This window comes from Sphingobacterium olei, from assembly GCF_005048855.1.
In the GTDB taxonomy this organism is placed as follows: Bacteria; Bacteroidota; Bacteroidia; order Sphingobacteriales; family Sphingobacteriaceae; genus Sphingobacterium; species Sphingobacterium olei.
In genome coordinates this window covers 57,359-70,369 of sequence record NZ_SUME01000009.1, presented here as the reverse complement: position 1 = coordinate 70,369, position 13,011 = coordinate 57,359, and the positions used below count along the sequence as shown (strand labels likewise).

The window sequence follows — 13,011 nt, the reverse complement described above, 5'->3', positions numbered from 1 at the left end:
GATTTTTAAAGAGATTACGCCTGCAGCGGGTAATCTCTTTAAAAATCTTTCATTTTTTCTTTTTCATTATATGACCAAGGAATGATGTTATAAATTCTTTAGTATAGTGATAACGAGTTCCTGTTCGTCGATCGGTTTACTGAGGATTCCATCAAATGTATGTTTGAATTTGGATACGTTTTGCCCTTCTAATAGCATTTTTTCTGAGGTTAGTGCAAAAACTTTAATGTGCTGGTTTTGTTCAATTTCCCTAATATTATTGAGAATATCCCAACCGTTTATTTCGGGCATTTGCATGTCCGTAAGTATAATGTCAACGTCGTTGTCTTTTAGGAAATCTAATGCATCTTGCCCCTCATCGAAGGTGTACACATGCTTTTTTTGACCTAAGAACTGCTGTATAAAAAGCAAATTAATCCGACTATCATCAATTATAACGATGCGAAGATCATCGGGTAAATCGGCAATTGTTGGTGGTTCGGATATTTCTTCAGAAAGAAGTTGTTTTTGAATTGGTACCGATAAAGTGAATGTGGAACCTACCCCGAATTTGCTGTTAAATGAAATATTACCATTTAATTGTTCGCATAGAAGTTTAGAAATATACAATCCTAGTCCGAATCCGCCAATTTTGTTTTTTGTTTCTGTAATATAATATTTCCGAAATATATGAGCTTTATTTTCATCGGATATCCCTATTCCAGTGTCTTTTACTTCGATAAGTATGTTTTGTTTGTCTTTATATCTTTCTATTCGGGCAGAAAAACTAACAGAGCCTTTTTTGGTGTATTTTATTGCATTTCCAACCAGATTTGAGGCGATTTGTTTTATTCGCAGTGCATTGCTATATATCTGTATTTTGGGATCAAAATCGATATGATATGTGAAGAGGAGCCCTTTTGCTTCGGCTTGATAGGTGTGCAGTTTTATGACATCTGATAAAAGCTGATGAGGAGCAAAATATTCGTTAATAACATGCAATGATCCAGTTTCCAATTTGCTTAGCCCCAGAATATCGTTTACCGTACTATTGATGAGCATGAGTTCATAATTAGCTGATAGAATAAGTTTTTGATCATCATTATTAAGTCCTTTGCTTTTTTTGATGATATCGACTACACCTAATAACGCATTGATTGGAGTCCGTATCTCATGGCTTATCGTCGCAAGTACGCTGGTCTTCTCTTCGGCAATCTTATTTGCATATTCTTTTTCATTCCGTATTTTTCGTTCGTAAGTGGCCGCATTGTATTGGTAGTAAATAATAAACAAGATCATTAAAAGCATAATTGCCAAAGCCCCTGCTAATTGTAGCCCGAATTGCTGTGTGTTGTTCTTATATTGAATAAAATCAAGTTCTTCTGCTTTTCTTCGTAGCTCAATTTCATGCTGCTCTAGACGATCTATTCCGGTTTTGAGATTGTTTAATAAATGATAGTTTGAAAAAATTAGTATTCTTTCTGTTTCCTGTAATTTTAAAAAGGCACGCTGCAGATTTTTTATGTTGCTATTTGATGTTCTCTCCTGTTGTGTTACTAAATTTTCGATATTTCGTTGTATCAGATCGATTTGATTAATATTAAAATTTTGGTTAGACCTGTTGGAAAGTAATGTGTCGTTTTTAGAATTAAATATCCGACTAAACAGGCTTTTTTTCTTGTTAATGACGGTATCTTGAAAAGTCATTAGATGACTTGTATCCTTTAGAATTTTACTTATGACTTGATCTGTAGAGATAGTGCTTTTTTGCGGTTTATAATTATTAATAGGGTCAGACAATATTGATAGGGAGTCTTTAGCAAATAAAATGAGATGATCTACGTCTTTTTTAAGGTTAGCGTATTCCATAGCTAAGTTATCCTTCGTGGCAATTACGGTAGCACTGTTGTTGAATAGATTTTCTGCAATAGGAAGAGATGATAATGAATCTACATAATATTTAATAGTATCTATTTTATCTTTATAAGCACCATAATTCTCCTTTGTGAAATCTATGGTATATAGTCTAAAAAGATTGTCCGCTTCACTATAAGTAGAAAAAAGCTTATATAAGCCATCCGAGGGAGTCTGTCCAACAGAGTAGGCCGCATTTAACCTTTTCTCTACAAGTCCATATTGACTGTATTGATAGACGAATATAAAGCTAAGAAAGATAAACGAAAATATGAGACTATAGATGAGTAAACTTCGAAGCCGCGAAGTGTTTTTAGAAGGAATCGACATATTTGGTCCGTTTTCTTTCAAAGATAGGTATTAAATTTCTTAATTGATATGTGTTAATTTTTACGTTAAACAAAATCTTGGCAAAATAGCTCTGTGATTCTCAAACAGGCTTACGAACAGGTATTGGAAAAAGCAGGTGCCTCCTATAAACGCGATGCGGTAGATCAACGTGTGAAGTGTAAAACGGTACGGCGACTTATGATGGGTCGAAAACAGGCTACCCGGGTATCATCGACTCACAGACGAATGTCGGCGGATGGTCTACATAGACTACGTCCCCAACCGATACAGATGGAGACGGCATACCAGATGAATGGGAAATTGCGAACAATCTGGACCCGAATACCGCCAGTGCGAATGACAAGGATTTGAGTGAAATATATGACAATGTAGAGGTTTATATGAACAGTTTGGTCAATAATTTTTATTAAAAAATGTGTCTTCAAAGATAGTAGAAACATCAGCCTTAATCATAGGCTGAAATTCTCTTTTATAACTTTAATTCTTTTTGACGTAATCATCCAGTTATGGAGATCTCTCTTTTATTATACACTTTATCCGATCTACCCAATTTTTAAGTATCGCGGCTAACTCATATTTTTCTTCTCTAGCTAGTTGAAGCATAATTAAATTCAGCGTTACGTACATTTGATGATATTCCGGGAACTGTCCGTACAAATCCCGGAAATCATTTACGATTTCGAGAAGATGACAATAGATGTCGTATTTTATGAAGTTCTTTTGGTGTGATATCTCTGCGTCAATCCACTCGTATTCACACCGAAAACCTGTTTGAATATGTTTGTCGCAAGCTTTATCGTAGTTTAGCCGGGATTCAATGAGTTCATTGCGGATGAAATCTTTTGTGTTAATTAACTCTTCATAAATGGCGGATAATCTTTCTTGTATCTCAGCCTCAGTAGATATAATTGCCATATTATAACTTGTTTTGTTGAGGGATTTACTAATTGCTGTAATTATTATAACGTCTTCAAATATTTTTTGTTTTAAAAATTTTTAAATAACATATTGATAGTAAGAATATTATCTTATTACATGCCGTGTTGTATTACCTAATAGGTATATCCCAAACTAAATGTGGGCACTATTCGGTTTTTTGCCGTTTTATCATTAATATAAGTCAATCGAGAGCCAAATGTAAATAGGGGAACAGGGTATTTAAATACATTGAAGTCAAATGAAAGGCCTGCTCCAGTAGTTTTGGGTGAAAGATCCGATTCTTCGAGGTTTTGATAATCGGCGGAGACAACTCCTCTAATCCTTTTTAAATAAGCCATATTGCCTATAGACCAATCGGGATAGGCAATTGGCAGCCGGTAGTCAAATAGCAAGGTGTTTTTTATTGCTGGAGACCGGAAATTAGCAAATCCATTTACAAGAGGTATATCATTCGAATATAAATATCTTCCCGACGATTCTTGCATAGAATAACGTATCTGTAGACTATGATTGAATAGGAATCCGGGAAAGTAGAAATTAGTGCGGAGCGACCACATATCCCCATTTAGCTCGCTTTCGAATGGAAGGTGCCGATAGGTAAAACTAAGGTTTTGTCCCCAACGTGGAAGGATATCCATAGCAGCCCGCAAGCTGTTTTTATTAAAATAGATTTGGTAATTTAGTGGAAAGCTGATGATATCATTGAAATTGCTTAACGTAGTTAGGCTAAGGTCGTATCTTTTTTGATAAGAAGTTCCCATGTTAACGCCGTAACTGTATACTTTATTTCCTCTATATATGCTAAAAGGTAGTTGGATATCGGCTGCAAGATAATGTTCACGATAATCAAAATTAATAATCGAATCCCGATTCCCGTTACGGGTAGCCTGTCCCAATTGTCCTCTATTTTTATAAGAAAGAGATATCTTAGGAAAATATCGTTGATAACTTACTTCCGCTGAATAGGTGCTTTTTTCGATTTCGGTATCGTACTCATAGCCAAGTTTTGCTGAGGTGGTATTCAATATATCATTTGATATCCAAAATATTCCGGGTTTTAAATTGTCAAAACTTTCGAAATCATTGCCACTTAATGTAATGCTATGAAAGTTGAAACTGTGTTTAGTGACATTGTAATTCTGAATAGGATACTCTTTGACAGGGGACAGCGATGCGTATGAAGCCTCATTTTGGTTGGGATATAATGTATATACCATCGAAGGAATGACCCGCTTTTCAGTATCATTTATTAACAACTGCTTCATTACTTTATAGCCATTGGTGGTATACGTATTGTAATATAAGGTGTCTTTATCTACAAACGGATTAAACGCTCCAAATTGACTATTTGTCAATGATGAGATATTGCCGTTCTCAAATACATAAATATCATCCTTATCGTTAAAATTGGCTTTAAAAACGATGCGTTCTCCAGCATATATAGGTCTTTCCAATTGAAAATTAGACCAGTCGAGCAGGTATCTTAATTCTTTGTTATTTCTATCTATCTCGATAAGGTTCGTGCCTTTCTGATTTACCGCTATTGCGATAAGCCTATCACCAGCCGGGCTAAATTGTGGTTGTTGAATATGTGTCCCTATTGGAATAGGGATTGAGTCAAGTTTATTGCCGTTCTTAATATCCAGAAAAACAACTTGAACATGGTTTGCCAAACTGACTTCTACAACTGCTATCTCGCGCAGATCTGTAGAAAGTATAGGCGAATAATAGCGTGTATTGTGGGTAAGATGGCGTGTTTTTCCTGTGTTGATATCATATATATTAATGATGTTATACGTCTGTTTTTCAAATCTCGGATCCTTTCGGTATTCATCCCATACCATGAAATTACCCTGAGTATGGAAATAAGGTGTCAATTGTTGACCGATTTGTACGACCTTTTTATATAACTGTTTCGTGTTATTACTTTCCAAACGGATGATTCTAGGCGTGAATTGTCGACTATGCTGAAGCGCATATACGCTGCCATTTGCTATTTGGGGAAGAAAGTAATCCGTAGGAAATTGGTCCATTATTTCCATTGAATTTGGGGGATTTATATCGGTTACTTTATCCCATCTTTTAGTTAAATCTTGTATAGTAGACTTGAAAAGTTGATTGCTTTTTTGCGCTGAATATTTTTTTAAGCTACGCTCAAAGTTGAAGGGCCGAAGTAATTTTCCATTCATTTCTTCCAAGATTTTTCCATGGATTTCGGGGTCTTTTTCGTAAAGAAAGCTGTTCATAAAATACCCAATGGTATAATAACTCGGAACAAGATCTTTGAAGGAACCATGTACATATTTGTTAAGATCAAATGATAGATCAGACTGGATATTTGCGCGGATTGGCATGTTCCAAGAAGTCAATCTTCCTCTCCCACCGTTTGAAAAAAGAGTCTCTTGAAGCACGGCATCACCTTCAAAAAACCAAGCCGGAAGATTAAGTCCGAAGAGCGCAAGTGCCAATTGTTCAAAAAATGGGCTCTTTAAATTTCCTGTCAAGTTGTCAAACTGCGCGAAGTGTCTACTTTCGTGAAGTGCTAAATTTGGGAGCCATTCTTGGTTATCAGCAATGGAAGAAGGGGTGCTGTAGAATTCTGATTTGCGCGGCGCTAATTGAACGAAACCATTCTGCGCGATGTGATTTTGTTGTAATATAATGCTTATTTTTTTTGAAGGTCTATTCAATTTGGATGCCGTCTGTTCAATAAATACTTCGAGTCTAGCGGCAAGGGCAGGAGCAGCCGAAGAGAATTCTTCGGGGAAAATAAGTTGGAATTTTTCGGTATTTATCTGTTTCCATTTGATACGAAAATGGGACTGCGATCCATCAAATAGTTGTGAAAATGTTATTGATGAATTTATTGTTAATATAAATATAGTTAAAATACTGATATTTATATTCTTGTGATTGTATATTGAGGTCATACAGTTGTTTGCTAAAAAAAATAGTTAGAATGTGAGTTTTTATATTTATATTTAGTTTATATAATAGTTTTTTATATATGATTATTAATTAATTATGATTAATTTTTAATAATTAAAAACATTGTATTTTCTACGTTAATTTTGATTTTTTTAATCCAATTCATTTTTGGAAATCATAATATCTTTTATTAAAACGAATGTACTGATTTTTATTAATATTTTTATTTTCTGCCTATTCATTTATACTGAGTCTTTATTTAGGATGTGTTAGCCCATTGATGTTATTTAATGTTTTTTAGGGCTCGGTAAATCTTCAATAGGAGTTACAGAAAATGAATTGAAAAAAAGAAAGAGAGTCAGATTACTTTTTTAAATGAGATTGTGAAATTGAATTTTAATGTAGATTTTCTAAGTGTATGTAGGATAGAAAGAAGTGTTCAAGATATAAGGTGTTTGTACTGACAAAATGGCGTTTTTTTTATTGAAAAGCAAGGGTGTTTTTTTTAAATACTATTTGCAACTTCGACAAAAAACATTATTTTTTTCCATTAAAATAAACGACTTTTGCAGCATAAAAAATAATTAACAGACCGATGTAAGATCATATTTTTAGGAGGGCGTAAATGGAAGAACTGGAAATGCAAGTCGCGCAAGTTGAACAGTTGATTGACGAAAACAATCAGGTTGGACTGGAGAATTTTCTTAATGAGTTAAATATATCCGATGTCGAGGAATTGATTGATGAACTTCCGGAGCACGGTGCTTTATTTCTCGAAACGCTTCATCTAAAAAGGGCTGTCAATGTTTTTAGAATTTTGGATTTTCCAACACAAGAGCGGATCTTCAAAAAGCTTTCTGCTTCGAAAGTTAGAGAGATTATTAATGAGATGCCTCCCGATGATCGGACCTCTTTTTTCGGAGAGCTAAAAGGTGACGTGGTGAAGCGTCTGATCATTATGCTTTCGCCAGAGGAACGCAAAGAAGCTCTCTCTCTCTTGGGTTATCCCGAAGACAGCGTCGGTCGTTTGATGACTCCCGATTATATTACTGTTAAAGCACACTGGACCATTTCACGAATACTAGATCATATCCGCAGATATGGTAACGCCTCGGAAACGATTGACGTATTATACGTCATCGATTCGGATGGTAAGCTCATGGATGATATTCGGATAAAAGATATTTTGTTGGCGGAGTTGGATACGATGGTAGGCGATTTGATTGATAATCGTTTGATTTCTTTAAATGCGAATGATCCCCAAGAAGAAGCTGTTAATGTGTTCCGGATGAATAATCGGGTTGCATTGCCGGTTATCGATGAGCAGGGGATCATGTTGGGGATTGTGACTATTGACGATATCCTTTGGGTGGCCAACGAAGAGTATACGGAGGATATGCAACGTTTTGGCGGTACGGAGGCGCTAGACGAGCCGTACCTGGATGTATCTGTTCTCCACCTTGTCAAAAAACGCGCAGGTTGGCTAGTTGTTCTTTTCTTAGGCCAATTGTTGACGGCTACGGTTATTGAGCATTTTGAGACGCAATTGATGAGCGCAGTGCTGCTTTTTGCTTTGATGCCATTGATTATGTCAAGTGGGGGTAATAGTGGCTCTCAAGCGTCGACATTGATTATTCAGGCTATGGCTCTTGGAGAAGTATCACTTACAGATTGGTGGCGTGTCATGAAAAGGGAAATTTTATCGGGTCTAGCCCTTGGACTTATTTTGGGCACATTGGGCTTTATAAGAATAGCCACCTGGCAATTTTTTACGGATCATTACGGTGAACATTGGTTTCTCGTAGCTTTGGTAGTGAGTTTTTCATTAGTATGTGTCGTATTATGGGGATCCTTAACAGGCTCTATGCTTCCCTTTCTCTTGCGAAAGATGGGGGCCGATCCAGCTAGTTCATCCGCACCCTTTGTGTCGACACTTGTTGACGTTACCGGACTACTTATTTATTTCACTTTTGCGACTTTACTTTTAACAGGTGTTTTGCTCTAAAAATTATTCTTATTGGCAATGAATGACTTGTATAAAAAATAAAAAAAATATTTGGACAACTCCTTTAAACTTCCGATAATTGCATCACTGAAACGGAAATGAGGTTTCGGAAATAAAAAGAACCAGATTCCTGAATAGCTCAGCTGGTTAGAGCATCTGACTGTTAATCAGAGGGTCGCTGGTTCGAGCCCAGCTTCAGGAGCAACACAAAAAGGTCATTTTTCGTAAAGGAAAATGACCTTTTTGTGTTTTAGCGCACTTAGGGCCCCAGCCCCCCCCCAAGGAGTTGGGGGACATGCCCTTCGCCTATTTAGGCATACTCTTCGTGCATTTAGACGTACTTCATTTCATTTAAGATGTACGTCATTTCGTACGAAGTGTATGCTTGGTGGCGTATGACATACACTTCGCGTATTTGGATATACGCTTCCTGCTTTTAGATGTACGTCATTTCGTACGAGGTGTATGCTTCGTGGCATATGACGTACACTTCGCGTATTTGGATATATGCTTCTTGCTTTTAGACGTACGTCATTTCGTATGAAGTATATGCTTCGTGGCATACGACGTACACTTGGTAGATTAAGAAATAGACTTCCTACTTTAAGACGTACGTCGTTTCGATTAAGGTGTGCGTCATTTCGTAGGAAGTGTATGCTTCATTGTATAGTATGTGCACTTCGCGAATTTAGACATACACTTCCTGTGTTTGGACGTGCGTCATTGCGTATGAAGTATATGCTTCGGGACATATGACGTACACTTGGTAGATTTAGACATACACTTCCTGCGTTTGGACGTACGTCATTTCGTATGAAGTATATGCTTCGTGGCATAGGGCGTGCACTTCGCGAATTTAGACATACACCACCTGCTTTAAGACGTACGTCGTTTCGTGTAAGGTGTGTGTCATTCCGCGCGAAGTGTATGCTTCATGGCCTATGATACATACTGCTATGCCATCTCTTTGAATGCGAAATGACGACCCGGCGTGAGGTGAACGGTGCTTTATACGGGGTTAAATTTAAAAAAAAGCGGTTTAAAGTCTCCGTATGCGGGGTCAAGGAATTTGTAGCGAATTGATACAAAAGATGGAGTTATTTGCCGATATATAAAATCCTTGCAATTCAAATTCACGATTTTTATGTAAGTTTGTTTTACACAGATCAATTGTGACTTATGATAAGGTAGATTTATGGGATCCAAAAGTGAAAATACACATCATATCCGGATTTTAGATATAGAAGAGGAGTCATCTTTTTCTGCTATTTACGATGCGTATTGGGAACGCCTATTTCGGTATGTCGTCCGTATTTTACCGGATGAAAATGACGTCGCCGATATCGTCCAAGAAACATTTATAGCTTTCTGGGAGATGCGAGGTAAATTGGAAAATATCAAATCCATAAAATCTTACTTGTTTGTCATTGCTAGAAATTTGGCTTTCAAGCGCTTTCGCGAGCAAGTGAAACATGGAGATATCGAACGTCGACTCGTTGATCATTATTGGGAAGCTGATGAAAGTATGTTGGCGGAAATAGACACTCGGGAATTGTCGGACATCATTGATGCCGAGGTTGATAAACTCCCGGAGCGGATGCGTGAGGTATTTGTACTAAGCCGTAAAGAACACCTGTCTTATAAGGAAATCGCCGAACGGCTGGAGATTTCGGACCAGACGGTAAAAAAGCAAATCAATAAATCCCTGAAACACCTACGCCTCAGACTCGATGAGGATTACATTTCATACCTCATCTTAATACTCACCATTAATTATTTTAATTAATTTTTTCTTCTGATTATCAGTTGTTTGTCGAATTTTTTTTTCGAGATGTACCCCCTTGGTCACGTCGTTGCACTCTTTCAATAAAGGGACCATTATAAACTGGGACTATTATAAACTTACATGCAGCGAGAAGAATTTCGAAAATTATTGCATCGGTATGCCGATGGCACGTGTACCAAAGCGGAAAAACGCTTTCTGGAAGAAATGGTTCTTCGTGATCCCATTGTTGATAATTGGTTGTGGGAAAGTGAAGAGGCTAGAGTGTTAATGGGTATTCGGATTAGGCAAGCGATTGATAAGCGGCGTTATATAAGCAAGTCTTCTTCCAGGTCTATGAGGCTATGGTATGGAGGCGTTGCAGCTTCGTTACTAGCAGTTTTTGGACTGCTGTGGTCAGTCAGTGAGAAGAAAGATGTTAAGGAAAAGTCTCTAGTAATTTCAGAAACAGCTTCCTATCCGTCCGATGGTATCCGGCTCACTTTGGCCGACGGTTCGGTAGTAGGGTTAGATGGTCTACAACAAGGACTGGTGAACCATACTGGAGGTGTCGATATCAGGAAACTTGACGGTGGTGAACTGGTATACGAGAAATCATTGGATTCCAAATCGGAGGTTGGGCCTGAGGCGATGGCACAAAACACCCTCCATGTACCCAATGGTAAGCAATTCAAACTCGTTTTGCCCGACGGAACAAATGTGTGGATGAATACAGCAACAACGCTAACCTATCCTGTCGCATTTACGGGAAGTGAGCGTAAAGTAGTGTTAGATGGGGAGGCCTATTTTGAAGTAATGCCCGACCGGTCAAAGCCGTTCAAGGTGATGGCACAAGGCCGGGAAATCACGGTTACGGGTACGCATTTCACAGTCTCTGCATATGCTTCAGATGATGAGGTTCGCACCACGCTATTGGAAGGCGGTGTAGATGTGCGCCATCAAGGCAAGATGCTTTCCTTGATTTCGGGTTTTGAAGCTGTTTCCTCAGCGGATGGCAATTTAGTAAAGAGACAAGGCAATATGGAACGGGCGATGGCTTGGAAAAACGGTTACTTTTTGTTCGACGATATGGATGTGATTTCGGTGATGCGAAGTGTGGCGAGGTGGTATGATGTACGGATAGTCATCGAAGCGAATCTCCCTAAAAAGCGCTTCGGAGGAAGTTTTCCGATCACCGCAGGAATCGATGAACTGTTGGCTGACTTGGAATTGGTCAGCAAGGTTAAATTTAAACGCAATGGAAAGGAGGTTAGGATGATCTGGTAACCTGAATCTTTACCCAGATTAGCCAAAAAAGTCGAGAGTGCGGCTAACGCTTTCGGCCAGAGTGGTAATGGTATCGCAAAAAGGCTAATTCAATGGTTAGTTGGTACGTACCAGCTGACAATGATAAATTAACAGAATAATCATTTTATAAGAACTGTAATAGTTACTGCTATGGAAAAACGTAGGCGTAATATCAGGTTGGTTATCACGGCGTTGGTGATCAGCTCGATGGTAAGTTGTAGCGAGCATATTGTGAATCCAAATCCGGAGATTCCGTTGGAAGATATACCTGTAATAGCGGATCGGCGCTTGTCAATTAACGGTGTTGATCTTGATCCAATGACCACGTTGGAAGAACCAATTGGCATCCCCCCCGGCGCGACCAAGGCTCACGTAAGGCTGACGCTAGCCGGTGCGATTATGAGCACTGCTTATGTACAAGTTAATACGAGTACTGGCGGAGCAAAGGGATTCAACGTCAATCGAGACATATCTACCTCTTTCAAATATCAATATTGGCGTCCAGGTGACGATGCTGACCTTTGGATTACGGTTGATATTATCAACCCGAGGCACACCCCTGGCGATCAATTCAAGATAACTTTTCCCGGCGAAGGCACAGCCGGTCCTGTTGCTTGTTTTTTCCAGATTCAGGAAGGCGCAGTTAATGAACTTCCCGCTGAAATGCCCTTTCACCGCGATCCGCTTGTGTTTCATGCGGATGGGGTAACGCCAACGGTGGATTTGGATATGGCGGCCATCGAATGGTCAGATAGCGGTTTTGATGCCGACGGCAACCCAGTATGGCGCTCGAGGCTATCGCACGGTTATTCGCAGGCTGGCAACGGTGAGACTGGCCTGTACACAAATGTTGAGGCATTTCCGGACCACGCGGTGAACCCTCAGACCCGTGAGGTGGATGGCGAAGGAAGACCATTTGTTCGGCTGCATACGGTAAAGTTTGAAGAGCCTGTTGTCTTTAGCGATAGAATATTTCCCTTTCAGGCTTCTGTATTGCAAGGTTCGAAATTGGATGAATGGAAGTATCGCCGAGGTGTTTACCGCGCGCAGATACAGACCCCTAGCCGTCGCGGAGCCTGGTCTGCTTTTTGGGCGGTAGGCAGCGTGCTCAGTACGGGCGTTAGCCAATGGCCGCCGGAGGTCGACTTCTTCGAAAGCTTCAATGGAGCTTACGGCGCAGCCTACACACCGCGCTCGACAAGTTCTGCGCAACATATCGGTGTGCATGGCTCCAATGTGCGGGATATGGTAAATGGTCTGAAAAGTGAATTGGACCGAGTCCCCGGTTTCGAACTGGACATAGACCTGAATGCCGAGCCCCACGATTACGCCTGTATTATTGAAGATGACTGGATTACGCATTTCGTTGATGGCAAAGAGACCTTGCAGCATAGAAATATGCTTGATAGGACGGATGGCGGTACCGATTGGGCTTTCTACCCCATAATAAACGTGGCCGTGAAAATCGATGCTGGAAATCCTTATAACGAAGGGACTTCGGATCTACTATGGTATGGTCTACAGTATTATGCTCCTGGTTCAGGATGGTACGTACAGTAAGTAGGGGGTATTATCGAATGCGACCGGCGGAAGTGGGAAAGATCAAAATTGAACACAAATGAAGGAGGTATAGAAAATATGGAGACTTGAATAGATTCCCAATAATGGATTCCCTGTGAGGGCATAAGCCCAAAAAAACCGGAAGTGCGGCTAACACTTCCGGCTGGCGCGGTAATTTATGCCGCAAACAGGCTATCTAATGATCAATTGACAATAGTAAAATTGGCAATTGATAATGATAGATTTAACAGAATAATCATTTAAC

At 39.2% G+C, this 13,011-nt stretch carries 8 protein-coding genes and 1 tRNA gene; 6 read left to right on the top strand and 3 right to left on the bottom strand.

What is annotated here, in order from left to right:
• Positions 1-87 precede the first annotated feature (87 nt).
• Entirely contained in the window at positions 88-2,244 is a 2,157-nt protein-coding gene (locus FAZ15_RS18840; protein WP_238387316.1) for an ATP-binding protein, read from the bottom strand.
• Between the two features lie 281 nt (positions 2,245-2,525).
• Here FAZ15_RS18840 and FAZ15_RS23155 point away from each other — a divergent pair, with 281 nt between their 5' ends.
• Positions 2,526-2,654, top strand: a complete 129-nt coding sequence (locus FAZ15_RS23155; protein WP_394343819.1) for a hypothetical protein — start codon at positions 2,526-2,528, stop codon at positions 2,652-2,654.
• A gap of 94 nt (positions 2,655-2,748) precedes the next feature.
• Here FAZ15_RS23155 and FAZ15_RS18830 read toward each other — a convergent pair whose 3' ends face one another.
• Positions 2,749-3,159: a hypothetical protein gene (locus FAZ15_RS18830; protein ID WP_136902866.1), complete on the bottom strand. Its 411-nt coding sequence runs from the start codon at positions 3,157-3,159 to the stop codon at positions 2,749-2,751.
• 137 nt (positions 3,160-3,296) lie between these two features.
• Positions 3,297-6,113 carry a TolB-like translocation protein gene (locus FAZ15_RS18825; RefSeq protein WP_136902865.1) on the bottom strand — a complete coding sequence of 939 codons (2,817 nt, stop codon included), beginning with the start codon at positions 6,111-6,113 and terminating at the stop codon, positions 3,297-3,299.
• A 623-nt stretch (positions 6,114-6,736) separates the two neighbouring features.
• Between FAZ15_RS18825 and mgtE the strand changes: the two genes are divergently transcribed.
• From mgtE to FAZ15_RS18800, 5 genes are all read left to right on the top strand, one after another.
• Entirely contained in the window at positions 6,737-8,116 is a 1,380-nt protein-coding gene (mgtE, locus tag FAZ15_RS18820; RefSeq protein ID WP_136902864.1) for a magnesium transporter, read from the top strand.
• A 128-nt stretch (positions 8,117-8,244) separates the two neighbouring features.
• Positions 8,245-8,318 (top strand) — tRNA-Asn (locus tag FAZ15_RS18815).
• A gap of 993 nt (positions 8,319-9,311) precedes the next feature.
• The gene (locus tag FAZ15_RS18810; protein ID WP_136902863.1) at positions 9,312-9,902 is read left to right on the top strand and encodes an RNA polymerase sigma factor; all 591 of its coding nucleotides are present in this window, start codon (positions 9,312-9,314) and stop codon (positions 9,900-9,902) included.
• A 120-nt stretch (positions 9,903-10,022) separates the two neighbouring features.
• Positions 10,023-11,165, top strand: a complete 1,143-nt coding sequence (locus FAZ15_RS18805; protein WP_136902862.1) for a FecR domain-containing protein — start codon at positions 10,023-10,025, stop codon at positions 11,163-11,165.
• Positions 11,166-11,336: 171 nt separating this feature from the next.
• Complete coding sequence (locus FAZ15_RS18800) at positions 11,337-12,746, top strand: glycoside hydrolase family 16 protein (RefSeq protein ID WP_136902861.1); 1,410 nt, start codon at positions 11,337-11,339, stop codon at positions 12,744-12,746.
• The last annotated feature ends 265 nt before the right edge of the window (positions 12,747-13,011 follow it).